Annotated in this window: 40 protein-coding genes; 2 read left to right on the top strand and 38 right to left on the bottom strand. The window is 38.7% G+C overall.

The genetic code is table 11. The annotated features are described in order from the left end of the window. Positions 1-19 precede the first annotated feature (19 nt). From EGT34_RS17070 to EGT34_RS16885, 38 genes are all read right to left on the bottom strand, one after another. Positions 20-541, bottom strand: a complete 522-nt coding sequence (locus tag EGT34_RS17070; RefSeq protein WP_000749909.1) for an SH3 domain-containing protein — start codon at positions 539-541, stop codon at positions 20-22. 108 nt (positions 542-649) lie between these two features. Continuing rightward, entirely contained in the window at positions 650-868 is a 219-nt protein-coding gene (locus EGT34_RS17065) for a hypothetical protein (RefSeq protein ID WP_001277696.1), read from the bottom strand. A gap of 1 nt (position 869) precedes the next feature. Further along, complete coding sequence (locus EGT34_RS17060; RefSeq protein WP_002016455.1) at positions 870-1313, bottom strand: phage tail terminator-like protein; 444 nt, start codon at positions 1311-1313, stop codon at positions 870-872. After that, on the bottom strand, positions 1270-1638 hold the full coding sequence (locus EGT34_RS17055) for a hypothetical protein (protein WP_000539748.1): 369 nt from the start codon (positions 1636-1638) through the stop codon (positions 1270-1272). Before EGT34_RS17055 ends, EGT34_RS17060 begins: the two co-directional genes overlap by 44 nt. Continuing rightward, the gene (locus EGT34_RS17050) at positions 1610-2014 is read right to left on the bottom strand and encodes a hypothetical protein (protein WP_000247952.1); all 405 of its coding nucleotides are present in this window, start codon (positions 2012-2014) and stop codon (positions 1610-1612) included. The genes EGT34_RS17055 and EGT34_RS17050 overlap by 29 nt, the downstream gene beginning before the upstream one ends. 8 nt (positions 2015-2022) lie before the next feature. After that, positions 2023-2391 (bottom strand): hypothetical protein, encoded by a 369-nt coding sequence (locus EGT34_RS17045; RefSeq protein ID WP_000524213.1) that lies wholly within the window; start codon positions 2389-2391, stop codon positions 2023-2025. A gap of 1 nt (position 2392) precedes the next feature. Beyond that, complete coding sequence (locus EGT34_RS17040; protein ID WP_000008496.1) at positions 2393-2782, bottom strand: hypothetical protein; 390 nt, start codon at positions 2780-2782, stop codon at positions 2393-2395. A 4-nt stretch (positions 2783-2786) separates the two neighbouring features. Further along, complete coding sequence (locus tag EGT34_RS17035; protein WP_000692540.1) at positions 2787-3452, bottom strand: Ish1 domain-containing protein; 666 nt, start codon at positions 3450-3452, stop codon at positions 2787-2789. A gap of 65 nt (positions 3453-3517) precedes the next feature. Then, entirely contained in the window at positions 3518-4474 is a 957-nt protein-coding gene (locus EGT34_RS17030; protein WP_000214198.1) for a major capsid protein, read from the bottom strand. A gap of 27 nt (positions 4475-4501) precedes the next feature. Next, entirely contained in the window at positions 4502-5269 is a 768-nt protein-coding gene (locus EGT34_RS17025; protein WP_000770049.1) for a DUF6651 domain-containing protein, read from the bottom strand. 113 nt (positions 5270-5382) lie between these two features. Continuing rightward, positions 5383-5574 (bottom strand): hypothetical protein, encoded by a 192-nt coding sequence (locus tag EGT34_RS17020; protein WP_001139861.1) that lies wholly within the window; start codon positions 5572-5574, stop codon positions 5383-5385. 217 nt (positions 5575-5791) lie between these two features. Then, on the bottom strand, positions 5792-6034 hold the full coding sequence (locus tag EGT34_RS17015; RefSeq protein ID WP_000004363.1) for a hypothetical protein: 243 nt from the start codon (positions 6032-6034) through the stop codon (positions 5792-5794). A gap of 98 nt (positions 6035-6132) precedes the next feature. Then, positions 6133-6561, bottom strand: coding sequence for a hypothetical protein (locus tag EGT34_RS17010; protein ID WP_000965231.1), 429 nt, complete (start codon positions 6559-6561; stop codon positions 6133-6135). 8 nt (positions 6562-6569) lie between these two features. Continuing rightward, positions 6570-7673, bottom strand: coding sequence for a minor capsid protein (locus EGT34_RS17005; protein WP_060454538.1), 1104 nt, complete (start codon positions 7671-7673; stop codon positions 6570-6572). A 1-nt stretch (position 7674) separates the two neighbouring features. Next, positions 7675-9126 carry a DUF4055 domain-containing protein gene (locus EGT34_RS17000; protein WP_060454539.1) on the bottom strand — a complete coding sequence of 484 codons (1452 nt, stop codon included), beginning with the start codon at positions 9124-9126 and terminating at the stop codon, positions 7675-7677. After that, positions 9123-10550, bottom strand: a complete 1428-nt coding sequence (gene terL / locus EGT34_RS16995) for a phage terminase large subunit (protein ID WP_000102080.1) — start codon at positions 10548-10550, stop codon at positions 9123-9125. Before terL ends, EGT34_RS17000 begins: the two co-directional genes overlap by 4 nt. Next, a complete protein-coding gene (locus tag EGT34_RS16990; RefSeq protein ID WP_000212566.1) occupies positions 10540-11010 on the bottom strand; it encodes a DUF2280 domain-containing protein in 471 nt (156 codons plus the stop codon). The genes terL and EGT34_RS16990 overlap by 11 nt, the downstream gene beginning before the upstream one ends. A gap of 58 nt (positions 11011-11068) precedes the next feature. Beyond that, positions 11069-11710 (bottom strand): putative metallopeptidase, encoded by a 642-nt coding sequence (locus EGT34_RS16985; RefSeq protein ID WP_060454540.1) that lies wholly within the window; start codon positions 11708-11710, stop codon positions 11069-11071. Further along, on the bottom strand, positions 11679-12113 hold the full coding sequence (locus EGT34_RS16980) for a hypothetical protein (protein WP_000378505.1): 435 nt from the start codon (positions 12111-12113) through the stop codon (positions 11679-11681). Before EGT34_RS16980 ends, EGT34_RS16985 begins: the two co-directional genes overlap by 32 nt. A 62-nt stretch (positions 12114-12175) precedes the next feature. Next, complete coding sequence (locus tag EGT34_RS16975) at positions 12176-12631, bottom strand: hypothetical protein (RefSeq protein ID WP_000195754.1); 456 nt, start codon at positions 12629-12631, stop codon at positions 12176-12178. A gap of 661 nt (positions 12632-13292) precedes the next feature. Further along, the gene (locus EGT34_RS16970) at positions 13293-13529 is read right to left on the bottom strand and encodes a hypothetical protein (protein WP_000152665.1); all 237 of its coding nucleotides are present in this window, start codon (positions 13527-13529) and stop codon (positions 13293-13295) included. 191 nt (positions 13530-13720) lie between these two features. Further along, positions 13721-14080: a hypothetical protein gene (locus tag EGT34_RS16965; RefSeq protein ID WP_060454541.1), complete on the bottom strand. Its 360-nt coding sequence runs from the start codon at positions 14078-14080 to the stop codon at positions 13721-13723. A gap of 266 nt (positions 14081-14346) precedes the next feature. Continuing rightward, entirely contained in the window at positions 14347-14565 is a 219-nt protein-coding gene (locus tag EGT34_RS16960; RefSeq protein WP_001017703.1) for a hypothetical protein, read from the bottom strand. Between the two features lie 143 nt (positions 14566-14708). Further along, positions 14709-15461 (bottom strand): hypothetical protein, encoded by a 753-nt coding sequence (locus EGT34_RS16955; RefSeq protein ID WP_060454542.1) that lies wholly within the window; start codon positions 15459-15461, stop codon positions 14709-14711. Between the two features lie 10 nt (positions 15462-15471). Continuing rightward, positions 15472-15873, bottom strand: coding sequence for a DUF559 domain-containing protein (locus EGT34_RS16950; RefSeq protein WP_002120863.1), 402 nt, complete (start codon positions 15871-15873; stop codon positions 15472-15474). Then, positions 15873-16196, bottom strand: coding sequence for a hypothetical protein (locus EGT34_RS16945; protein ID WP_060454543.1), 324 nt, complete (start codon positions 16194-16196; stop codon positions 15873-15875). The genes EGT34_RS16950 and EGT34_RS16945 overlap by 1 nt, the downstream gene beginning before the upstream one ends. Beyond that, the gene (locus tag EGT34_RS16940) at positions 16186-16365 is read right to left on the bottom strand and encodes a hypothetical protein (RefSeq protein ID WP_001039748.1); all 180 of its coding nucleotides are present in this window, start codon (positions 16363-16365) and stop codon (positions 16186-16188) included. Before EGT34_RS16940 ends, EGT34_RS16945 begins: the two co-directional genes overlap by 11 nt. Further along, positions 16362-16760 carry an HNH endonuclease gene (locus EGT34_RS16935; RefSeq protein WP_060454544.1) on the bottom strand — a complete coding sequence of 133 codons (399 nt, stop codon included), beginning with the start codon at positions 16758-16760 and terminating at the stop codon, positions 16362-16364. Before EGT34_RS16935 ends, EGT34_RS16940 begins: the two co-directional genes overlap by 4 nt. Continuing rightward, positions 16757-17164: a hypothetical protein gene (locus EGT34_RS16930; protein WP_000017820.1), complete on the bottom strand. Its 408-nt coding sequence runs from the start codon at positions 17162-17164 to the stop codon at positions 16757-16759. The genes EGT34_RS16935 and EGT34_RS16930 overlap by 4 nt, the downstream gene beginning before the upstream one ends. Beyond that, positions 17161-17562, bottom strand: a complete 402-nt coding sequence (locus EGT34_RS16925; RefSeq protein WP_225488964.1) for a hypothetical protein — start codon at positions 17560-17562, stop codon at positions 17161-17163. The genes EGT34_RS16930 and EGT34_RS16925 overlap by 4 nt, the downstream gene beginning before the upstream one ends. Then, positions 17559-17675, bottom strand: coding sequence for a putative phage replication protein (locus EGT34_RS16920; RefSeq protein ID WP_001031753.1), 117 nt, complete (start codon positions 17673-17675; stop codon positions 17559-17561). The genes EGT34_RS16925 and EGT34_RS16920 overlap by 4 nt, the downstream gene beginning before the upstream one ends. Beyond that, positions 17672-18421 (bottom strand): hypothetical protein, encoded by a 750-nt coding sequence (locus EGT34_RS16915; protein ID WP_060454545.1) that lies wholly within the window; start codon positions 18419-18421, stop codon positions 17672-17674. Before EGT34_RS16915 ends, EGT34_RS16920 begins: the two co-directional genes overlap by 4 nt. Then, positions 18414-19343, bottom strand: coding sequence for a YdaU family protein (locus EGT34_RS16910; RefSeq protein ID WP_060454546.1), 930 nt, complete (start codon positions 19341-19343; stop codon positions 18414-18416). Before EGT34_RS16910 ends, EGT34_RS16915 begins: the two co-directional genes overlap by 8 nt. Further along, positions 19336-19698 carry a hypothetical protein gene (locus EGT34_RS16905; protein WP_001267987.1) on the bottom strand — a complete coding sequence of 121 codons (363 nt, stop codon included), beginning with the start codon at positions 19696-19698 and terminating at the stop codon, positions 19336-19338. The genes EGT34_RS16910 and EGT34_RS16905 overlap by 8 nt, the downstream gene beginning before the upstream one ends. Next, a complete protein-coding gene (locus EGT34_RS16900) occupies positions 19695-19991 on the bottom strand; it encodes a hypothetical protein (protein ID WP_001084131.1) in 297 nt (98 codons plus the stop codon). Before EGT34_RS16900 ends, EGT34_RS16905 begins: the two co-directional genes overlap by 4 nt. Then, a complete protein-coding gene (locus EGT34_RS16895) occupies positions 19988-20260 on the bottom strand; it encodes a hypothetical protein (RefSeq protein WP_001194330.1) in 273 nt (90 codons plus the stop codon). Before EGT34_RS16895 ends, EGT34_RS16900 begins: the two co-directional genes overlap by 4 nt. Before the next feature lie 47 nt (positions 20261-20307). After that, positions 20308-20574, bottom strand: coding sequence for a hypothetical protein (locus tag EGT34_RS16890; RefSeq protein WP_000166124.1), 267 nt, complete (start codon positions 20572-20574; stop codon positions 20308-20310). 36 nt (positions 20575-20610) lie between these two features. Next, positions 20611-20841: a hypothetical protein gene (locus EGT34_RS16885; RefSeq protein ID WP_001068174.1), complete on the bottom strand. Its 231-nt coding sequence runs from the start codon at positions 20839-20841 to the stop codon at positions 20611-20613. 126 nt (positions 20842-20967) lie between these two features. Here EGT34_RS16885 and EGT34_RS16880 point away from each other — a divergent pair, with 126 nt between their 5' ends. Together EGT34_RS16880 and EGT34_RS16875 are read left to right on the top strand one after the other, a co-directional pair. Continuing rightward, the gene (locus EGT34_RS16880) at positions 20968-21693 is read left to right on the top strand and encodes an XRE family transcriptional regulator (protein WP_000605245.1); all 726 of its coding nucleotides are present in this window, start codon (positions 20968-20970) and stop codon (positions 21691-21693) included. A gap of 39 nt (positions 21694-21732) precedes the next feature. Further along, a complete protein-coding gene (locus tag EGT34_RS16875; protein ID WP_000562174.1) occupies positions 21733-22032 on the top strand; it encodes a hypothetical protein in 300 nt (99 codons plus the stop codon). Positions 22033-22061 lie beyond the last annotated feature (29 nt).

Raw genomic sequence — 22061 nt, 5'->3', positions numbered from 1 at the left:
GTCTCATAATTCAAATTAATTAATATCTAGGTTTATATCTCTTGTTTCCTCCACTCGTAATACAGTAGTGCCCACCTCTAGGACCCACGCAATAATCCACCACAGCACATGAACAATCACTATCGTAGTAGGTTTTTTTCTGTTTTCTTTCAGAATGATGAGGATGAGATTTTAAGGCCTGATAATTATTTGACGTGGTTGATCGAGACTTTTGTTTAAAACAGCCATCCGTTTCACATAATAGCTTTGTTGATAACCACTGAGGTGATGAGGAATTTAAGGAAATACGTGCCCAGTTTCCTTTCATCTCATAAATATCAACTTTTTCCCCACGTCCTAACTTTCCTACTACTTGACCGTTTGGTTTATCTCTAATATTTAAAGAATTAGTGTTGATATATTTTGATTCGATAACTTCCTCTACTGCACTCTGCGCATTTTCTGAGTCTGAAGTTTGTTTTGGAGAGTTATCATTGCCTGAACCAAAAATCCCTAAAGCTACTAATCCTGCGGCACCCCAGCCTAAAGTTGATTTTTTCATGTTTTACCATTTGTTATAAATTTCCATTACTGTAACAGAATGTAATCACAAATGATAATATGCTGAGGTCATTAAAAATAATCGCCTTGCAGTAGCTTTTTCTTGAACTCAAAGCTCATTATCTAAATCGACACTTACTCCAGTAACAACGTTATGTTTAGGCCCTCCGAGACTAACAACATTAGCCAAGCGTATATTCACATCAGAAACACATAGCTTGTTTTCAGATTGCCATTTGCTCAACTCAACAGACATAACATCTTCAAGATGCCGTTCCAGTTCTTGCCGTTTAATTTCGATTTCTTCTAAAGTCAGCATACATGACATATCAATTCACCTTGTACCCAATGCTCACATTATACTGAATGAAATCAGCATCTTTACCCGCATAAATAGATTGGCCATTCAAACATTCTAAGTGTTCGATTGTGAAATATTCAAAATGAGCCAGCAATGCATCGCTTAGAACCGTTACGGCCTTCTCTCCAGTATGTAATCGGTCAAAGCATTGGATCATGATATTACCGGTACGGCGTGTACATGGCTTATCTGCAATGCCTGAGGTAAAACTCGGGCCACCTGCAATCGTTAAACGGCACCATACACCTTTTGTTGGAACAGTAAAGTCAGGTGCATTTGGATACTGAATCCGTTCTTGAGCAATACCCGTAAAGCTTTGCATGCGATCAATAATAGCTTGCCTTGTCTGCTCTAAAGTCATTGCCATTTTAGCCACCGTACTTTTGAGAAATAAAGTTAAACGTGAGGCCATAAATACCTTGTGGTGCTTGATCAGACCAGCCGTTTTCTAAGCGCGGTCCATAAGCTTTATTGTTCTGGATATAAACCAAATTACCTAACTTAATCTTCATTGCCTGAATCGCTGCGTCGTTAATAGGGTTTGTTTCAGGTTCACGCACGCCGAAATCAGCAGATCCAACCGAAACAATATGTGAAGCACGGTATGCTCCAGTATCAACAGGACTTAAATTAACTAAGGATTGCACAGTATCCATAACAATATGCTTCACCTGGTCTTCTGCTGCTTTAGACACATCAAAACTAAATTCAGTTGGCTTTTTCCCCTTCCATCCCATCATTCACCTCGCTTTCTTCATACATTTTAAAAAGGTCTTGAGCGATCGCCTGAATTGAATAAGCTTCAAACTCAGAGCTCGGTTCTCGTTCACCCATGAGCTTTTTAATCTTTTGCCAGACATGAACAGCTTCATGTAAAAGCAATCCATAAACTTGAATTCGGTCTTTATCCGCCGTATCACCAATTTGGACGATTGCATATGCACCATCAGAAAAAGTACTAACTTGCGCATCCGCTCCCATATCCAAAAATTGATCGGCCTTATCCATATCTTCAAATAACAAATCCATGTGTAGTTGATTTCGAGCAAGCGTGTACTGCACATGTTGAAAAGGCGAGATATACCATTCAGGAACATAATCAGGATTAACCATTTTAGCCCCTACACTTTTCGAAGCTGACATTTCCAAATAGTATTAGCTGGATCCTGTTGAATATTAATTACCCGGAATGAGCCTAAGGCAGTTAACCATTCATCTTCAATTTTTGGAGTCATAGTTACTTCATTTTGAAGCACGGTTGCCTTTTTATCCGTGGCCAGTACTCCAAGTGTTTGGATCTCATATTGACTGTATGAGCCAAACAGAACGCCACGGCCAGAATAGTTTTCTTTAACTTCAACATAAGTTTCAGTTTTAGGATCCCAATTCGTTTTAGAGATCCGCTCACATGTAAAGGTATGAATGGCATCTGCTAAATCATCATTAAATGCTTCAGCAATGTCTGCCTGAATTTCGTCACGTAAGCCCATATCATGCCCTGTAAAGTGGTATGCCAAAGCCATTAAAACTTGCATTTGGATCTTTCAAATCAAGTGAATCAATAAAATCAATTGCTATCTGTTCAAAGCTAGAGATTGCTTCAGATCCGTCTTGAAATTCTTTTTCTGACTCAACAGAATCAGCCTTAACTTTCTTACGCTTCAACTGCTGCTCTTTGCCGTTATAAATTACTTTGGCCAGAATTCCTTTGATAATTTCACAAGCCGCGTCCTTAAGAAGTGGATCAATTGGATCTGGTACAAAACCAATTCTGTTTTTCATCCACACATTTGCCAGCTTCACCAGACGAGCCTTATCACTGTCTGGTGCAAAATCGCTGCCCAAAATTGAATTTGCGTCATCTACAGTAATAAAGCTCATTGCATTATTCCTTCGGGATTAATTTAAGAAGTTCTGCTTTTGTTGCAGACGGCTTGTAACCAATGTTTTTACTAGCCAAATACTCTTTTAATTGATCATTTGACCAGTTTTCAAAATCATTAGCTGCCGTTTCTGTAGCTGGGTTTTCTGCCGCTTTTCCAGCTTCCAATTCAGCAATACGTGCCTGCATTGCAGGAATATCATTTTTAAAAGCTTCAAATTCAGTTTTTATACCGACCACTTGAGCTTCAGCATCTTTGAGAGCTTTATCTGCTAAGACTGCTGCATCTTTTAATCGTGAATTTTCAGATAACAACTCTGACTGGTTACCACCGGCCTGCTCTAAGATGGCAATTTTCTGCTTAAGCTGAGTGTTTTCTTCAACTACCTTTTCACATTCAGCTTTTGCATCATCCATCACAGCTTGAAGTTCAGGGGTAATTCCCACTGCGACATTTACTGTGGCCAAAGTCGTTTTTTGTGGCACTTCCAACTTACGAACTTCAACTGGAACTTCCAAAGATTCATAATCCTTTTGAATCTTTGGATAATTACCGTAAATAATTACCTCTTTTGCTTTCAAATTTGGGTTTTCATAATAGTCAGGGTTAGCAATAATGCCTGTCTCTAATGCAGCCGCTGCTGCAATGCGTGTATAGATAATCTTCATGGCGCTTTTCTCTTAATAATAAAAAAGAGGGCTTATTAGCCCCCTTAGGTTTTAATTTTTAGGTTTTAACCAGTTGTCGCTGTACCCGATAAATCAAGTAAGGTACCTGCTGTCATTTTGTTGCTGGTTGCATATTTGATCCAGTTAGCGCTTGAACCAAGTAATGTAAGGTCAGGATTTTCACCTTTCGATGTATCCCAACTATAACCAAGAATATCTAAGTTAAATGCACCTTCAGCACGCATACCGATTGCTAAGTTTTCTTCATCATTGATGTCATAAGCTCGGAAGCCCGGTACTTGTGATTCAGTTACAGTGACAGCGCCATACTGCAAACCAAAAGCATCGTTATCACCTACAGCGTCCGTCACCAAGACCGGCTTTCCTAAGGTTCCCGGTAAACCACCGTAGATAACGATTTCAGATTCACCATAAATTTGCTTAGTGATTGCATCATCGACAATATCGAAATATGTATCTGAGTTCATCACCCATAAGCCAATGCGGCCAAACTTATCACCAAACTTTCGCATACCACGAGTCAATGCTTTGCGGCCATCAACAACGATACTACCTTTTGCAACCATGTCTGGATTGCTAGAAATAGCAGCTTTTAAAGAAGCTAAACTGTACTCTAATCGGCCTGCAACCAATGCATCTGCAAGATCGTAACCAACAACCATAGCAAATTCTTCTGGTGTACGAGCACGGCGCTTAAATGCCTCTTCAGTTGATGCATAAGGACCATATTTATATGGGACTTTTACGCCTACAGACTCACCAGAACCAATTTTCTCTGGAACTACTTTGGCGGTTGAATTCACATCACGATGTTTGATGCTACCGCCCACTTTGTAGAATGCTTCTTTATTGAAATCACCTTCAATGATCTCATTGCGATAAACAATTGCACCATTAGAGGCTTGGTTAAATACATTCAAATTATCTTGCAAACGCTCTAAATAAGCAGTTTGAGCCAATTGATTATAGATGATCATGTCTGAATTAACTGTCGTAGTCATAACTACTTATCTCCAAATATTTAATGATTAGTTCGGTAGTTTTAGGAAGGCATCATTGCCATGTTCTTTGATGTAATCTGCTTTCTGAGAAACAGACATTTCACTGCGTTTCATTCCAGTAGGTGCTCCACCTTTGCCCCCACCTTGAAAACCGCCACCAGTTCCTTTACCACCTTTAAGAATTAAGTCTTTATGCTGGTATCCACCAACCAATGACTCTAAAGCTTCATCAACATTTGCAAGTTCACCCGGGCGGACACGTGAATAAATCTTTTCGCCGTTCGGATCATATGCAACCACCTTGCCTTCTTCGATTTTGAAGTGATGACCAAAGGTTGCCTGAACCATGTCCACAGGTACTGCAATGTTGTCTTGAATGTACTTAGAACGAGCAAAACCACCGCCGATAAGTTCTTTATGTAAAGAGGCTTCTAGAGCATCACGTTGCGCAACAATCGGGGCATATTTTTCCTCAACTGCTTTGATAGCTTCAGCTTTAACTTTCTCAACTTCACCGGCATCCACCAGCTTTTTATCATCGAGATTTTGGATTGTTTGTAATGCCTTTTTAGCTGCCGCTGGGTCTTCAATTCCTTCAAAAGCTTTTAATGCTTTTTCGGCTGCTTCTTTGGCTTCACGATGTGTTTTAGCTTCATTGTTTAAGCGTGCAATTGTTGCTACCGAGTGTGGTGCATCATGTGGCATTTCTTTGCCGTCATCATGAATATAGATCGGCTTATCACCGTCTACTTCCGCATAAACTTTACCGTCGATTGTTACTGTTTTAAGTTTCATTGGTCATCCAACCTATATATACAAAATGGGCATCCGCCCGGATTCGCCGTTAGCATCCGCTTTCGGCAGGCAATAAAAAAGCGCCCTTTAGGACGCTTCATTTCTATAAATGATTATTTACTTAAAGCTTGGCGTACAAATGCATCTTTTGCTTCAAGTAGCTTTCTTAATCCTGTGGATTTTTCAGGCCCGTCAGGAAGTTGCTCATCCATTTGCCGAGCTAAATCACCAATTGGCTTACTAACTTGCTGCAAATGTTCAGGTAAATGTTCATATTGGAAATATTGGATAATAGGGCTTGGCATTTTCTTCTCGCAAAAAAAGCACCCGAAGGTGCTATGGTTAAAAATTAAGTTCTATTTGATGAGTGCAATTGCTTTTAATCTTTCAAAAGTAAAACCATAAATTGCCATGGCTTGAAACCTTAATTTGAAGAAATGGCACCAGAATTCATTTTGTGCTCAGAATATATTGAGCATCTGACATATTGATTTGCTTTTCAGGCATTTGTAGTGCCTTTCGCTACGTTTCCTTTGCACTCCAAACCTTTTGTCTAGGTTCATCACCAACTAAGCGGATGCCTTGAGGACCACCTACATCAAATGTTGCCGTGATAGTCGCTGGACCCTCAAAAACACTACAATTCATTTTTACAGCGGTTAATCCAGCTAATGGAATACCTGTTTCCTCGTCACAAAGAGCAAGATGAGAAGATTTATCTGAAACTCTTTTAAGTACCAAATGTCTAACTTTTGATTCACTCATAAGCCAAACTCCATAAATGACAAAAGCGCCATTTGGGCGCTTATATAGGTGAAAATTGTGTCTTAAGTGAGTTTAGAATTACCTGTAATCGGCAATAATTACTCACAGTTAAATCCAGTTCCAACAAGGTCTTTTTTCAAATTTGAAACGAGATTTTGTTGTTCCTGCTGTTGTCCACTAAGATAATTTTTATCTAGAGTCTCTGCACCATCAATAGATTTATAAAGCTCTTTAGATTCCTCTAAATTGTCTTTTAAAAACGTGGTGAGGTTTAGTTTCGCCTGGGCAGCTCTACATAAATTATTTTTAGCTTCTAAACCTTGAGTAGCCTGTTTTACTTGACCAGTTGCAGGATCAAAAGAATATGCATTTGCCATTGCTGACTCCAAAGCTTCAGACAATCGATCATATTCTTTAAGATATTTTTGACTTGGTTCAGCTAAACAAGTGATGGAAATTAGGGTTAGACATACAAAAGCTATTGTTTTCATATTGTATAAATTCTGATGTTTTAAAAAATATAACATAAGAAAAATTACAGACCCAACTTTTTAAAAGCTTTTTCATCCAACTTTCTCAAATCATCTAAGCTATAGAAACGGCCTTCAGGATCAAAGAACTTATCAAAATCAAATTTCCCATCTTTATAGAGCTTAAAGCGCTTTGGCCCTAGCCACTCCCTTTGAAAGAAATCATCTGTTTTCTTAAAGAACTCTTTGAATGTGGTGTTTGCATCTAACTGTCCTATTAACTGGCTTCGCTCTTCTTTGGGGATGTCTTTAACTCTACGTTCGTCCATTACAAATGGCCGTTCGCCAACAAGTTGACCGTCCTTCTCGACCGGAACCAAGATACTGCGACAGTTAGGATGTAACGGCGGCACTCGCTTTGCCGGATCATTTATTTCCCACACTGAACCATCTAATGAAGCGCAAAGCTTAGAAGTTCGTCCATCTAAAACGCTAACAAATCGGACATATTCAAAGCCAATTTGGTTGAAGCTATTTAGATAGGCTTGATTAGCTACATGACTTCGCACAGTTCTTACCGTTCGCTCAATATCAGTTTTGGTACCATTTAAGATCCCATCTTCATAGTTAAGCCGTTTGGTACCACGAATACGCTGAACAATTTCTTGGTTAGTTTTGCCTGAATTAATACCATCTCGAATTGCATATTCAACTTTTTGGCGAGCACTTTCTGCAATTCTTGATAAAAGTTCATCAACAAGAGCTCCGCCTGCCAACGGAACTTTTTTAGCGGATAAGAATAGTTTTTCCCCATCAGGCTTATTAATTTTTGCTCCATAGAGCTTAGCTACGTAATTGGCCTCATAAACAGCCAGCGCCGTAGCAGAAACGGCAAAAGCTTCAGGTAATGCTAAATTAACACTGGCAAACCATTGGGCAATCAAATCCCTAATTTCCCTTAAATTTGAAGTTGTATATTTACCACCAGCTAAAGCAACTTTCTCCGACTCATTAAGCTCATCCAATAAATCCCGAAGCTTAGATAGCATCTTGCTCGTATCATCATTGAATAAAGCCAATAACTCATTTACCGTTTTTGATGAAGCACGATAAAGATAGGCCTGGTGCTGAGTGAGTGCTTCAAATAGTTTTTTGATATCTGTTGCCATCTCACTCTACCTTTTGATTTAAAGTCCCATCTTGCTCTGCTTCAACATTCTGAAGCTCTTCTTCATATTTTTGTTTAGGGAACATACCTGTTTGGTTGTATTCCCACCATGATTTAAATGAAGATCGGCCTTGTAGAGCTGCTTCAAATAACTGTCGAGCTAACTCAGCTAAATAACCCTGTTTGTTAAATTCTTGACTGATTTCGAACATCAAATCATCTTTAGTTAGAACATCCACATTAGGCGTTACAAACTTAGCAGCCCATCGTAATGCTGCTGACAAGGCTTCATTCATATTAACGACACAGAGCGAAAGAACTGAATGCTGAACGGCGTCATCACTATTTGCCTCTGTAGCAGTCTTTTTGCTTCCAGAACCCTTCTCGATTAAACGTGCCCCCATCTCCTTCATTTTTTCCCACTTGTCTTTCATGGCTTCCCGGGCAAGCGTATTAGGATCAGCTTGAACAATACCTAGACCACCATTTTCAGGTAAAGGCAAAAGTACTTTCGCTCCAATGTAGATGCCACGTTTCTTGGCTTGGTCATACCACTCCCAATTAACACCCTTCGCATAATATTGAGGTTGCCCCATATAAAAAACGGACTCTTGAAAGTCCGCACTGTCTCTGTAATGGGCTAAATTGAGATTAGCCAAAGGAAGTAATGGAGGCTTTTTAATCTCTTCTGAATTATCAATTGCACCTACAAATGTAAAAGGTATATAGGTCCAGAAATTCCCGTTGTAATCTGTTGGAAACTTCTTATCTCCGCCAACCCAGTTACCCTTTTCACCCTTTGTATACACCTGAACGGAATAAATATATTCCCCATTACCCTCTTGCTCTAAACGAAGTACACGATATTGCTCTTGTTCGGTTTTACTAAATCCATCAGCACCGCGCTCAGACCTAAATTCACGGATAACTACGAGACAAAGTTTTTTCTGGTTATCGATCATTACTGAATCCCAATTCACTACATCAAGGGCATTTAGTAAATGAATCATCGGATAGGCTTTTTGTGCTTTAAATTCCGCTAGATTACGAGCTGGCGGCACATCAGGATAATCTACATATAAAGCACAACGATAATGCTTCAATAAATGGCGAATTCCATTTTGAGCCAATTGATAAGTACTTAAACCAGCACCATTTGCATTACGTTCTAAATGAGCAAGTTCCGGAGGAAATTTAAAACTTGGATCGGTTGCAAAAGCTGCACCAACTAAACTATTTAATGTAGTCCCTGTTACTTCATAAAAGACTGCACGGGTAAGATAAGCCTCATAAGCGCTTTTATTTGCAGGTGATTTATCATGTGCATTTGGCATCGGCAAATATTTTTCACCTTTAGCCTTAACTGCATCTTCACCTTCACAAACATCATCAAGTTTTTGCCAGTATGGCAAGTTCTTAACATATTCAGCATGTTGAAAAGTTACATCACTCATCGAGCAAATCCCATATCAGCAAAGAAGGCTTCAAAACCTTCATGTAATTCATTAAACGCATCTGAAGCTGCATCCACTTGGTCGTCATGTGTGCCATTAGGAAAATGACGAAGCTCATCAATAAAATCCTTATTCCATTCACCTTTGAGCATTCGTACATTTCCTACGTTAACTTGGGCCGCAAATGGTTGTGCACGTGTAAGCTTGTCACCTGAAATTGGCTTAGCTATCACGCTATAACCCGCAAGAAGCTTCACAAATGAACTAGCTTGTGATTTACCAGCTTGACCGGGATCTTGTGGTAGACGCACAGAAACTTTTTTCCCATCTATTTTTGCTGTTTGTTCTAAGCGCTTATTCACATTGTCAGGTCCAAGCTGTCCTCTAGTTACATCGACAATGTAAGTAAAACCATCTGCGCCTAGAGCTTCTCGCACACCTACTGTAAAGTCGCCCTCATTTTCGGTAGCCCCAAAATCCCAAGCCCTAACTTGTTTCACTACATCCGCAGGCAAAGCATCAACAATTTGAATATTGTCGGGCTTAAAAAAACCGCCTGCTGGCGGTGATGGCATTTGTCGGTACTGCCCGGCAAATACATATGGTGCTGCTTGCTCCATTAGCCTCAATTTTTGGATATTGTGTTTTGCTGGCCACAGTGCGGATCCGTCTTCCTGAATAGCTGAAAGACATAGATGCTCCCACACTTCACCGTTACCACCAGCTACAGGAACGCCGTCTTTTCTATCACCTAGCAACCATCCAGCTAAATCATCTTCATGAAGTCGCTGCATAATCACAATGATCGGCGTATCTGGCGAGTTAGTACGCGATTCGAGTGTGTTCTGAAACCAATCAATTACCCCTTCTCGAATAGTTTTTGATGAAGCTTCATGTGCTTTATGTGGGTCATCAATAATAATGCAGCCACCAAAGCCTTTACGAAGTTTTCCTGCACCAAAACCAGTAATCGTACCGCCTGTACCTGTCGCATAGCAGACACCGCCTTGAGAAGTTCTCCAGAAGTCTTTAGCCTTACTATCATCACGCAATGTAAGCTCAGGAAAGACTTTTCTATACGCCTCTTCTTGTACAAGAGTTCGTATTTGGAAGGCATTATTTGCGGCAAGCATTGCCGAGTAACTGATATGAATAAACTCACAGTCTGGATTCTTACCAAAACACCAAGCCATGAAATTAATTACAGCAATTTCAGTTTTAGAATATCGTGGTGGAACGTTAATAATTAACCGCTTTATCTCTCCGCGATAAACTTTCATTAAAGCTTCGCAGATTTCTAAGTGGTGCCAATTTTGCATCCATTTATAACCACGGCGCTCCTTAAACATGTACCTTGTGAAGAAATATAAATCTTCTTGCGCCTCGATCCGGATGGCTTTATCCCGAGCCGCATCAGTACTCATCTAAGACTTCCCTCCGCGCTTTTAAGTAATCTTCCATTGGAACTGGAATTTCTGAATTAACTGTTTGGACTGGTCCGCCGTCTTTGCCTGTAATTTCTTGGCGATTAGTAAATTGACCACCAATGTCTTTAGCGGCTTGCTCAAGAATTTTTAAGGCTGTTTTGACGTTTCTAGTCTTCTCAAGTTGTCTTTGGTATTGCTTCAATCGGTAGTACTTATTAGCAATTGGAATATCAATTAAGCCTTTATCAAACTCATCTCTGGTTTTTTCAAATAGTTCGACATACTTTTTGCTTAAGTTCTTACCAGCAACCTTTGTAGGGTCATAAGTTGCAACTTGAACACGATCTATATCAACGCCAAACTCTTGTTTTACGAGTTCAGCCACTTCTTGAGGTGTATCACGACAAGCAAGAGACTGAACTATAAAGATTTTCACAGGCTCTTTTAGTGTCGCCATAACTTCCTCATCGTATAACTACGTATAACAAAATGGGCAAAAAAAAGAGCCATTTGGCTCAATTGATTACACAGTTTCCGCAGCATTTTGAAATATCAAGATTCGAAACAAACGGCGGATTTTTTGCGACTTCAATAAGTCGCTTAACATTTTTGCTTGGTCCATAACGTTTAACTACGCCAATAAACTCTTCAACGTCATGACCTGCAAGATAGTGCTTAGGAAGACCAGAACTATCGCTATAAACAATTTCTCCGTCCTCGTCTCTCATCACTCCAATGTGGTAAAGCTCATGTTCAAGTAAGTAACAGAACTCTGTATCGTTTGCACGCTCACAGAAAGAAGCGTCGACAGTTATTAAGTATGTTGGCACAAAGCCGAACCAGTCTCGCATCTGTTGCTCTTGTCTGGCCTTACGCCATCCACCAACATTGAACATGACTTTTTCGCACTGGCCTAACACCATAGCTTGCTTGCTTTTATATGCAGAAGAGGCCCAAGCAAATGCTAAAAATTCTTCATTATCGTGAAGCAGCTCAGCTATGTGATCATGATCGGGGTTATAAAGAGGTCCACCAATAGTTAAGTAATTAGCAACAACCCATTTTTTTAGATCTGGTGCTGGTGTTAGTCTAATTGCTTCCTCTTCTTCAGATTGATCAATAAAATCAGTCGGTGGAAATGGTCTTATTTGCTCCATCTTCAATTCTCGCTAATTCACTTTTTATCCAGTTGATGACATATCCCGACAAAATAGAATCTGGATGAAAGCGCTCTATTTTGTATCCCATCTCTTCAGCAAGATCATATCGATCAAGATTCCATGCTTTATTTGACAGCTTTCCACCACGCCCACCAGACCAGGGCCCACCCTCAATTTCAATGAGCAAACGCAATTTCACTATATGAAAATCAAAGCGCCAGTGTTTGGTATGGATCGGCTGAAACTTACTTTCAAATCCAATCGCCAAATCCTCAAGCTCTTCCTTAAGTGTTGCCTCAGCCTCGAGATATTTTTGCTTCGCTTTAGGTAGCGGTCTGGATTTAGGCTTGGTTTTAGGTTCTTTTTTCCGAGTAAGCCAAAAGTATTCTGTAGAATCCATTATTCTCACCCATAAAAAAACCGCCCTAAGGCGGTGGCTCTAAACTCACAGGCAATATAGTATTACTTCTTAAAAGTTGCCTTATAAAGCTTTGAATTAAAGTAATCCGTAATTTCTTTACCTTCGTTTTGAATTTTTTCCTCATTTAAGGGTAAAAAATCTAATTCAGATTTGAAGCTCATATACTCTGGAATAAATTTCTTTATAGGCGGAGGTGGTTTAGGTCCACCTTCTGTAATTTTTTCGATAAATCCAGCTAACCATAAAATATACTCACCTTCTGAATTATGAGGAGGAATCAAACTCACATCTATTTTTACTTTACATTCATCTAATTGTTTACTAAACAATTCAACAAAATCAATAAAATTATATTTTAATTTAAATTTTGTTCCCTTAATTTCTCTGCGTATACATGTCATAAGTAAGTTCATATTTTCAATACAGTCATGTGAAAACAATTCCTCATCTTTAATTTTGTTATAAATATTTTCCGCAAACATGAGATACTGTGTCATTTCAGCAGCTCCTCATTTTTATAAAGTATTTTTCTTAAGGTAGCCCTATTATAACAATGTTGCAACAAGAAATTTTCCATTTTTAGTTTAAGAAAATTTTAAAAATTATAAAAACGATTATATTCAATAAATTAGTACAAATAAAAGCTATGGAAATTTGATCTTTCTGTTGAGCTTTAAAATGGATTATTGTGTTTAAATCATCAATTTAAAAAGCTTGCCTAGTAGGCAAGCTCCCCCTTTTTTTGATATTTGCGCTGATCAATAAGGTTTAGTGTTACTTAAAGCAACACACTGATAATACTGAAATATTTAAAAATAAAAAAGCCCACTTCCTATTTTTATTCAGAAATGGGCTTAGCGAAAAAAACGCTTAGACCTGAAATAGGAAATATCTATTCGGAAATATCTCCAACTTCATATTGGCATAATATTTAAGCACTAGCAATAGGGATTGAATTAAAAATATTAAATATTCATATTTAAATAGATAAAGATTTCTTTTTAAATAGTTTTATTTTTAGCCTACATAATTTTTTTACTTATCAAGAGTTATAAAGAATATGTGCCCATCAATAGGTAATACTTAATAAGGTCTTATGTGTAGTAACCATTAGGCTCTAGAGACTAAGAACTCAAACTGACTAAAAATAAAAAATAATTAATTTTCAATATTAATGATCATATACTGCAAAGTTATGTATATTCCAACTTCTCCATTGTTGAGTGCCTCATATAAGTCTTCATCAACGAAATCTCCAGATTCATCATATAGCCATTTATGAATTTGAATAATTTGTATATTCCCTTTTTTGTCTATTCTTGCTATTGGGTCTATTACGGACCGAACTATCACCTTCTTCTTCGTCTTAACATCGAGCAATGTGATAATTGTCATTTTAAAATCCTTATAAATATCCTGTATAACAACTACTCTCAATCAATAAAGATTTTTATATTTAAATTACTTAAATAGCAATCTTTTCAATCTAAAAAATAAATTAAAAACACTTCAATAGTATGTGCCTATTAGAAAAGATACCTTAAATATTCTACTAGCAATAAAAAACCGCTTTAAGGGCGGTTCATCTAAAATTCACAGGTACTTAATGAAGATTTTTTCTGTCTTTGCATCTTTCTGGGCTCACAAATTTTTCCAATAAAGTTAGTTAACCACAAAATACTTTCTTCACGATCTTCAAAATGAGGTATAAGGCTTAAATCTACTTTTATTTTGCGATCAGCTAAAGGCAAACTTAAACAATGTTCAAAGTCTATTGAGCTGTACTTCAATTTGAGTCTTTTTTCTGCAGCTTGATTCTTTATCTCAGCCATAATGCGATTTAGATTAACAATCAAATTATTTGAAATTTTATTATTTTCATATACCCGTTCGTAAACTGTCTCAGCTACATCAATGTAATTTATTAGCTCTACATTCTCATTCATAGCATTTGTACTCCGTTTTTTTAATTATTCTCCTAAAATCATGTTTATTTGAGTTACCTAATGCATCATCTAAGTAAATATTGTTTAAATTCGATTAATTTAATTTTAAATAAATTATTGAATTAATAATATAATTATTGGATTTTATAATATTTTTATACATCTTTATCCTTAGCAAATTCAATTAAAATTTAATTAAAAGCCCCGCCAATAATCGATATTTAGCGGGGCCGTTTGTGCCGTAATACGTCCGGCAAACGATAAAACTAGTTTTTAGGTGCTCTAAGGATATTTAGAACTTTCTCAGACATATCATGTAAGTCAGATCCAATTGGCAACCAGAAATGGAACACCGTATTGTCGCGGTTAAAAACTTGCTTGTAGTACTCAGTTTTAAAAGATGGGTCGATATCTGAAGCTTTTAACAATCGCCCTTCTTTTTCAATCTTTTGCCCGTCAAGTTCACCACCAACACAGATATTCATTTTAAGTACCAGATTTTAATTAGACTGGACTATAGCACAAAATAAAAAAGCCCACCGATTGGCGAGCTCTTAAATTCATTCTGGCGATTACTTTACATTTCGCCCATTTTAGAAATCTTTATACTCAAGTGTATACCCAACTGTCAAGCGTAAGTTTCTTGACTATCAGGAAGTTCAAAACGGAATGATCGAGAAATACGCGTTCTAATTTCATTTTCCCATTCAGCAACGATTGATTCTCCAAACAGCTCAAATTTCTGATAACTCTTTATATAAGCTGTTTTGGTTGCATCAATGCCAGCAATATTCATTTTCTCTTTCAACGTATATGGTCGCTTACCAGTACCATTACATTTTTCACAAAACCTTGCCCCATCAGGAAAACCCTTTGAATTAAAAGTTTCAAGTTTTCCTATTCCTTGGCATGCTCCACACATAGCTTTAACAAAAACATGGCCACGCAAAATAATCTCAGCAATTCCTTTTGCCAGATTAGTAAGATCACCTTGGGCATTAGTAGGGGTAAATTTTTTCTTTACCATTTCTTTATGAATCTCTACCGCTAATTTATTTCGCGCTCGGAAAAAATTACCTGATTTAATCTCACCACGAACAAACTCAACCTTACCCGGAATATCTTCAATACGGCGTTCGGTTTGAAAATTAAAGTCATACTTACTGTAAAAAGTTTCAGTCTGTTTTTGTGCTGGGGTAATTATTGCGATTCGCTCAAAATCAACCTTTTCAATCAAGACAGTGGCCCAAAGCTTTGCAGCTGGCGATAACAGCGCTAATTCACCTAAAACTACATCTTTCGAAATTTTCTTTCCTTCAGCTTTGCCTTGAGCAATAGCAAGGCGAAGTAACTCAATAAAATCAAACTTTTCAACCAACATAATCGCCTTCCTATTTACCCTTAATTAATAATTCAATTTGCTTTAATGCCATACCGGACTTAACTTGCTCTGTGCTGAACCGTAAAACTGTAAAACCCATCATTGCTGCGGAGTTGTATTTCTCCATATCCCCTATATAGCCTTTGCCCCTTGTATGGCGGCCTCCACTCCAGATCCCGCCTTCAACCTCAATCAAAATTTTTGTACCAGTAATCAGAAAATCAGCTCTCCATTTGCGTTTTGGATGGAACTTATATTCCTGTTCAAAACCTATCTTGCATGCTCTTAAATGCGTTGCCAGAACCATTTCACCCACACTTGGTTGTCTGGCAACTTGCTTTGCTGAACGCCGCTTTTTATTTTTCTTAATAGGAAATAACTTACGGTATTCAGCAATGCTGACTGATGACATCAAGCACTACCTTTCAGCAAATGGTCCAATTGATTAGCAAAGCAGTTATAAACTCGCGCTTTATCCTGATCACCAAAAAGGCTGGAAGAATGAGCATCTTGTTTATACTTCTGAGCCAGTTTTTCAATTGACTCCCTTAGTTCAACCAGAGTGCTTTGCTTTTTACCGCTGAGTGGTTCAATTGAGCGTGATACGTGGTCAGCCATTTCTTTTTCCATATGATCGAAGTAACTTTGACGTGCTAAATTCCTCGACTTGATTGGCTCTGGTGAAATAAGCTTTTCCATTTCACGGCGTTGCGCTTCAATCCATCTACTGTCCATTTTTTGCGCCCTCCGCATTAAACTTCTTCGCTTGGTCAAGTGCCTTTTCTAATTGAAGTAGCTCGTTGTAATCAGTATTAGATAGCCCACTCCGGTTATATCGGCCTCGTAATTTTTCGTAGCGAGCCTTTGCTGCGTCTATATCAAAAGTTTCTAATGGTTTATTCATGACTGGTCCTCTTTATAACTCTCAAAGAAAAACTTCACAGGCTCAGATTTGATTTCAATCAGCCCAAAACGTAGTAAATGACGAGCATGTGTGCTATCGCGTAGTAACTGCACATCACGGTAATGTGTAAGCATTTTTCGCCACCCTTCCAGCGGCATAGACAATTTGTTTGTATTGCAAGGAACACATGCAGGGTTCATGTTTTCTAAAGTGTCGTTTTGCGGTCTAGTCATTTCACCCGTAATTAACTTTCCACCGCCAACATGAATTAAATCTCGTTTAACAGCTTCGATATGATCTGCATGCCACTTTTCACCAAGCAACTCACCACAGTAAGCGCAATGTCCACCAAACTTTTGTTTTAGCTCAGCACGTTGCTGTTTAGTTAACTTCATCGGCTATGCTCCACTTTCATACCGTCAAACTCTTGATCAATTACGGCCATACCGCGCACTACAGCTGCTTGTGAAGGAAGCTTCTTAAAATCAATAGTGTTTACTTCATGGCAGTGTTTGCACATAAACTTATTTTTCTTTTCAAGCTTTGCCTGTATTTCACGGACCTCTGCCAGCATTCTGTTATTGCGCTGAGTAACTTGATTAAGATCTTTTAAATATTTTGCTATCCATAAAACAGGGTTTAATTTCGTGTTGCAGTCAGTGCATAAAACTTCACTGTCTTCTTCAGAAATTTGGATATGGCCATGATCACATTCACTAATTTCACGCTTGCGTGTGAATTGAATAACCTGCTTGTCTTTATCAACCTGAATAGTTTGCACATCATGAAAATGACTCATTTTTCACCATCCTTAAGCACTGGCTCTACATATTCAGGACGTTTCTCAAGTGAGTCTTTCCAATCACCTCTGAAGGGGTTTTGGCGTTTCGTTAAGTTAAAAAACGCTGAAAGATGAGATTGGTTTCGCCATGCATTACCAACAATATGAGGCTCAACCAACCAACCACATGCCATCCTATCCTCATCTGTTGCCATAAAGTTGACATGTGCAGGAATTACAGACCAATCATATTTTTGTTCCAAACAATGTTTGATAGCGTCTTCAAGTAAGCGAAATTGTTTTTCTGCTACCCCGTCTAATAGAACAACCCAATCAAGATATTGGTTCATACGGATACTGCGATTACCAATTTTCAACCAGTCGCCATCAACAACAACTTCAGCCTTAATCATCATTTCACCTCATCATGTTCTTTACGCGCCAACCACCACAAAACCACCGCACCGCAAATAGCGGCTGTGAATAATGAAATGAGTAAACCCCACGCCAAAATCTCGAATTTGTTCATATATTCGCCCCATCAATTAGCTGAAGAATATTTCTTGGAATAGGCATACCTTCACGGCGGCACATCTCAGCGTATTCGTGCGGATTGTCAAAAGGATCTGGACCTAGCTCTTGTTTGAGTTCTGGCTCTTTTTCCTTAGCCTTAAGCTTTTGTACTGGTGCAGGTTTACGACCATTGATTTTTAAACGTTCCATCAATGATTGGAGATGCTTTTGCGCTTCGTCATTGCTTACTGGGGTGTGTTCAGGTTCTTTATGCTCTAGTTGTAGCGGTGGAGTGTAAAACTCTTGCTGACGGCCTTTTAACTGAGCTTTAGCCACCATCACGTTGTATGTCCCGAAGAAATTATCTTGAGCTGCTCGCATTTGGCCAGCTTCGATCAAATACATAACCTCGTCTAAGGCGTACTTAGTGATTTGGGTAATAACCACGGAACGGTCAGTTGTAAACTTACATGCGCGAGACCAAGCTTCTTCTGGAGACATCCAACTTTCACCGATACACCAGGTGCGAAACTCGGCAAATGACGGCATAAAGCGTCCACCTGCTGTAAGTAAACGACCAAGTGCGTTGTTAAATTGGTTTTGTTGAACGCCAACCAGTGTTTTAAGTGCGATTTGCTCAACCACTGACAGAGGAATTGCACTTTCGCCTGTTGCTGGAAATTGCTTATTGAACTGAGCAGCGTAAACAGTGCGAAGAGAAGCGATTAATTGACGCACTTCGCTCAAGGTAATCTCATGCATGACCTACCTCCTCAATCATTGGAAACTTTTTTGCTGGGGTTACATCCACGATTTGAGATTCGCTCTGTTCTTCAAAAAGATTAGCGAAGTAACCCGACTCTTGTGGTTTTTGACCGGTTGAAGTGATTTGCTCTTGTTTCTTGCGGTTTGCAGCAACTTGTTTCTCGTTGTTTTGAACCCAAGAGAACCACTTAACCAACCAGATGCTTGGTGTATTCAACGAGCTTGATTCGTTTGCAAAGTACCAGTCACCGAAGTTTTGAATCATGGTTCTCAAGTCGATTTCAGGTACCGAAACAAATCTTTGTTGAGCAAGTGAAATGAAATCGTATTGAAACTCGCTGTATTCAGAAATGAATTCACGCATTGAATAGCGTTTGTGATCATCGATCTGATACTGAGCAAATTGAATTGGAGTTAATTGCGAATTTTCTCCACGCGTATTACTACTACTATCTATATATTGGTTATCGGTTAACGGTTTATGGTTAAGGTTTTTTTGGCTTTCACTTTCAGAACCCAAAATTAACCCACTGGGTTTTTGTGGGTTTTCAGAATTAACCGAGTCGCCTTCACTTTGGTTTTCTTTTGGTTTTTCCTTACGTGGACGCCCACCTTTCTTACCATTTTCACGATTTTTATCCCCTACTTTTTGATAAGCGGCGATTTCTGAATCACAACGTTTGTTGTGAAACCCGTCTTCCTCTTCCACAAAAAACTCTTGCAGCACAATTAATACTGCATCCCTTTCTTCTTGGGTATTTGCACGTAACCGACGAAAAACCGACTGGGTTTCTTTGGGTAATGGTTTTTCATTCAAATAATAAAAATCGAGAGCACGGCGATAAAAGCACTCTTCAACTGGGCTAAGGTGCGCTGTAGCAACCATAAAGTCGCTGATATGGTGGAGATATTTATACATCAGTGACTGCTCCTAATTTTACAAGACCGCGCACTTCCAACTGACGAATAATTCTTGGAGGAATAAATTCGTTGTTGATTTTGTAGCGAATACGAGACTTTTCTTTCACCTGAATTAGTTTGTGCCCATCCTCCATGAGACGGCGAACTGCTATAGCCTGCCCCCCCATATGGGTTAATTCTTCAAGTTGATAAAATCTTTCCTGAGCCTCAATTGCGGCATTCATAACTGAAAGTGGCATAGCTGCTAATTCTTTAGCCGAATAGATCTTTACTGGTTGTTCCAGTGGAATTACCACCTCTAGCGGTGTGGTGGAAACGGAAATATCCTGTTTTCTTCTTGCTGCATATCTCACTTTTCACCACCCTTTGGCTTAACATAGCCTCCAAAAGAATCAACCAAACATGCCTTGGTTAAGCTGGTTACAATCTGCTGTGCTAACCACTGCGTTATGCGAAATTGACGAGCCATAGCCTCTGAAAATTCAATCTTTGTTACCGCTGCATTATTTTCGTCATAACCTTTGTTACGTAAATTTTGCTTTTTCACCTCAAATAGGTGTCCAAGTACTCGCAATGCAGGCTCATAGAAAGATTGGATTTCACTTTGCTGGCGAGAATCTTTGATTTGGTGTGTAAAGCTGTTCATGACACCTCCGCTAATGCTTGCTCAGCGCTTGTTAGCCGGCGTTTAGCGTTGAGCTCTGCTACTGTTGCTGTGCGGATTTCTTTTGAAGAAACCAGAATCAAATGATTCTCTGATTTGATAGTCCACAACCTGGTCAAAGTTTTGTTTTTAACTTCAAACAAATCATTTGATTTAAAACTACGGCACTCTTCAGTAAGTACCACTACATCACCCACTAAAAACTCTTGTAAGTTGTGTTTGGACGTTTGATTTGATAAATTAGTTTGCATATTCATGGGTTCCTAAATTTGTGAATTAAGAAGCCTGATCTTGACCATCAGGCTTTTTTATTGCGTTCTCTCCGAACGGATTGTTTTCTTTGTTCATATAAATCAAAACGTTCTCTGGGTATTCCAGATACCTGTGACATAAGATTCTTGTCATCTTCACAACGCTTCATATCCAGAATGGCTAACCATCTTAAATACTGGCTGTTAGACCAGCCTCGTTCATATGCTTCCCTTGCCACATGCTCAGCTACAGGCTCAGATAAATGTGTCGGCATGCACACCGTCTTTTTTGCACTTGGCTTTTGTTTGGTCATGGTTGTTCCTAAACTGATATTTGTTCATGAGGTCAGTTATGCTATAGACGACTCTGGCTTAGCATTCTCAAGTAGCCATTCAGCCGTAAACTTTCCACCGCTATTAATTGCAAGTATCTGGGCATATTTGGTTTCGCCCGTATATTCAGTTCTTGGTAATACCCCTCGTTTTTCCATCTTGCTCATGGCCATGTATGTACGGTTTAGTAACGCTGCTGCTTTAGATCGACCACCAACAGCATCAAAAGCATATTTAATGGGATTCAAAGTTAAATCTCCCTTTTAATTGATTTCACCAAAATTAAATCATAGGTTTAATTTTAATACAATCCATGATTGCTTCTATTTTTTTAAATTTCCAATAGAATTTTAAACCAAAGGTTTATTTTATTAATGATTATGGAATCTATAGCTGAACGCATCCAAGCAGCACTTGATTATGCAAATCTAAAATGGTCAGCAGCATCTCTCAAATTGGGACTATCAGCTCAAGCTGCATCTAACTGGAAAAAGGGGAAAATTGGTAAGGAAACCCTGAAAGAGCTAGCGGCTTTAACTGGAGTAAGTGCCGGATGGTTGCTAGATGGTTCTGGATCAATGATCGAGTTGGCTGACAATCCTGAGAATGCTGATGCATATAGGCCAGTTATGGCATGGGAAGCACCGGATGACCTCGATCCTAATTCTTTTATGATTATTCCGCATGTAGACGTCAAGTTTTCCGCAGGTAATGGCCGACTGGTTGAATTTGAGCCAACAACCAGGATGACGGGATGCGCACAACGCATGGAGTGGTTTCATAAGAAAAAAGTTTCACCTAAAAATCTTGTAGAAGTGGATGTTGATGGTGACAGTATGGAACCAAGGATACCAAGCGGCAGCGTTGTAATTATCGACAAGTCTGTTAATAGACTAGAGCAAGTTCAGAACAGAAAGGTGTATGCAATCAGGTATGGTGATGAACTAAAAATCAAAAGATTATCTCGTAGATATGACGGAGCCTTGATTATTGATAGTGATAATCCTAGCTATGAAAGAGAGATCGTTGAGCCGCAAGACTTGGAGCATATTGGCATCATTGGTAAATATGTTTCTCATTCTTATGATGGTGAAATTTAGGCGAGCTAAGTAATTAATTTTTAAAGAAAAGAGGGTATTATGATCGCAACACTTAATAAATCCAAAACTGCGCTAACGATTAATCGCCAAGAGTTCAAATTAGCATTAGGTAAAATTGGCGAAGGTATTGAAAAACAAATAGCCTCACTTAAAAAAGCCAAGCAAAGTTATGACGCTACTGAAATGGCATGTGAGGTCATTAATGAAGCAAATATCTTTGAGGCTATAATCGAAGGATTTAATGAAGCTGAAGGTACTAATTTAAAACTATCAGATATAAGTAATTTGGAGCAAGCGCAAGGCTGGGTTGATGATTTTCTAGAAAAGTACAGCACTTGAAAAGGTAAATAAGAAGAAGTTGATGAGGT

Source organism: Acinetobacter sp. FDAARGOS_558, from assembly GCF_003937785.1.
GTDB classification, from domain to species: domain Bacteria; phylum Pseudomonadota; class Gammaproteobacteria; order Pseudomonadales; family Moraxellaceae; genus Acinetobacter; species Acinetobacter baumannii.
This window is presented reverse-complemented; position numbering and strand designations above follow the sequence as displayed.

Coding starts and splice junctions, on each gene's coding strand:
- EGT34_RS17070 (WP_000749909.1), bottom strand. CDS start 541: ATGAAAAAATCAACTTTAGGCTGGGGTGCCGCAGGATTAGTAGCTTTA.
- EGT34_RS17065 (WP_001277696.1), bottom strand. CDS start 868: ATGTCATGTATGCTGACTTTAGAAGAAATCGAAATTAAACGGCAAGAA.
- EGT34_RS17060 (WP_002016455.1), bottom strand. CDS start 1,313: ATGGCCTCACGTTTAACTTTATTTCTCAAAAGTACGGTGGCTAAAATG.
- EGT34_RS17055 (WP_000539748.1), bottom strand. CDS start 1,638: ATGGGATGGAAGGGGAAAAAGCCAACTGAATTTAGTTTTGATGTGTCT.
- EGT34_RS17050 (WP_000247952.1), bottom strand. CDS start 2,014: ATGGTTAATCCTGATTATGTTCCTGAATGGTATATCTCGCCTTTTCAA.
- EGT34_RS17045 (WP_000524213.1), bottom strand. CDS start 2,391: ATGGGCTTACGTGACGAAATTCAGGCAGACATTGCTGAAGCATTTAAT.
- EGT34_RS17040 (WP_000008496.1), bottom strand. CDS start 2,782: ATGAGCTTTATTACTGTAGATGACGCAAATTCAATTTTGGGCAGCGAT.
- EGT34_RS17035 (WP_000692540.1), bottom strand. CDS start 3,452: ATGAAGATTATCTATACACGCATTGCAGCAGCGGCTGCATTAGAGACA.
- EGT34_RS17030 (WP_000214198.1), bottom strand. CDS start 4,474: ATGACTACGACAGTTAATTCAGACATGATCATCTATAATCAATTGGCT.
- EGT34_RS17025 (WP_000770049.1), bottom strand. CDS start 5,269: ATGAAACTTAAAACAGTAACAATCGACGGTAAAGTTTATGCGGAAGTA.
- EGT34_RS17020 (WP_001139861.1), bottom strand. CDS start 5,574: ATGCCAAGCCCTATTATCCAATATTTCCAATATGAACATTTACCTGAA.
- EGT34_RS17015 (WP_000004363.1), bottom strand. CDS start 6,034: ATGAGTGAATCAAAAGTTAGACATTTGGTACTTAAAAGAGTTTCAGAT.
- EGT34_RS17010 (WP_000965231.1), bottom strand. CDS start 6,561: ATGTTATATTTTTTAAAACATCAGAATTTATACAATATGAAAACAATA.
- EGT34_RS17005 (WP_060454538.1), bottom strand. CDS start 7,673: ATGGCAACAGATATCAAAAAACTATTTGAAGCACTCACTCAGCACCAG.
- EGT34_RS17000 (WP_060454539.1), bottom strand. CDS start 9,126: ATGAGTGATGTAACTTTTCAACATGCTGAATATGTTAAGAACTTGCCA.
- terL (WP_000102080.1), bottom strand. CDS start 10,550: ATGAGTACTGATGCGGCTCGGGATAAAGCCATCCGGATCGAGGCGCAA.
- EGT34_RS16990 (WP_000212566.1), bottom strand. CDS start 11,010: ATGGCGACACTAAAAGAGCCTGTGAAAATCTTTATAGTTCAGTCTCTT.
- EGT34_RS16985 (WP_060454540.1), bottom strand. CDS start 11,710: ATGGAGCAAATAAGACCATTTCCACCGACTGATTTTATTGATCAATCT.
- EGT34_RS16980 (WP_000378505.1), bottom strand. CDS start 12,113: ATGGATTCTACAGAATACTTTTGGCTTACTCGGAAAAAAGAACCTAAA.
- EGT34_RS16975 (WP_000195754.1), bottom strand. CDS start 12,631: ATGACACAGTATCTCATGTTTGCGGAAAATATTTATAACAAAATTAAA.
- EGT34_RS16970 (WP_000152665.1), bottom strand. CDS start 13,529: ATGACAATTATCACATTGCTCGATGTTAAGACGAAGAAGAAGGTGATA.
- EGT34_RS16965 (WP_060454541.1), bottom strand. CDS start 14,080: ATGAATGAGAATGTAGAGCTAATAAATTACATTGATGTAGCTGAGACA.
- EGT34_RS16960 (WP_001017703.1), bottom strand. CDS start 14,565: ATGAATATCTGTGTTGGTGGTGAACTTGACGGGCAAAAGATTGAAAAA.
- EGT34_RS16955 (WP_060454542.1), bottom strand. CDS start 15,461: ATGTTGGTTGAAAAGTTTGATTTTATTGAGTTACTTCGCCTTGCTATT.
- EGT34_RS16950 (WP_002120863.1), bottom strand. CDS start 15,873: ATGTCATCAGTCAGCATTGCTGAATACCGTAAGTTATTTCCTATTAAG.
- EGT34_RS16945 (WP_060454543.1), bottom strand. CDS start 16,196: ATGGACAGTAGATGGATTGAAGCGCAACGCCGTGAAATGGAAAAGCTT.
- EGT34_RS16940 (WP_001039748.1), bottom strand. CDS start 16,365: ATGAATAAACCATTAGAAACTTTTGATATAGACGCAGCAAAGGCTCGC.
- EGT34_RS16935 (WP_060454544.1), bottom strand. CDS start 16,760: ATGAAGTTAACTAAACAGCAACGTGCTGAGCTAAAACAAAAGTTTGGT.
- EGT34_RS16930 (WP_000017820.1), bottom strand. CDS start 17,164: ATGAGTCATTTTCATGATGTGCAAACTATTCAGGTTGATAAAGACAAG.
- EGT34_RS16925 (WP_225488964.1), bottom strand. CDS start 17,562: ATGATGATTAAGGCTGAAGTTGTTGTTGATGGCGACTGGTTGAAAATT.
- EGT34_RS16920 (WP_001031753.1), bottom strand. CDS start 17,675: ATGAACAAATTCGAGATTTTGGCGTGGGGTTTACTCATTTCATTATTC.
- EGT34_RS16915 (WP_060454545.1), bottom strand. CDS start 18,421: ATGCATGAGATTACCTTGAGCGAAGTGCGTCAATTAATCGCTTCTCTT.
- EGT34_RS16910 (WP_060454546.1), bottom strand. CDS start 19,343: ATGTATAAATATCTCCACCATATCAGCGACTTTATGGTTGCTACAGCG.
- EGT34_RS16900 (WP_001084131.1), bottom strand. CDS start 19,991: ATGAACAGCTTTACACACCAAATCAAAGATTCTCGCCAGCAAAGTGAA.
- EGT34_RS16895 (WP_001194330.1), bottom strand. CDS start 20,260: ATGCAAACTAATTTATCAAATCAAACGTCCAAACACAACTTACAAGAG.
- EGT34_RS16890 (WP_000166124.1), bottom strand. CDS start 20,574: ATGACCAAACAAAAGCCAAGTGCAAAAAAGACGGTGTGCATGCCGACA.
- EGT34_RS16880 (WP_000605245.1), top strand. CDS start 20,968: ATGATTATGGAATCTATAGCTGAACGCATCCAAGCAGCACTTGATTAT.
- EGT34_RS16875 (WP_000562174.1), top strand. CDS start 21,733: ATGATCGCAACACTTAATAAATCCAAAACTGCGCTAACGATTAATCGC.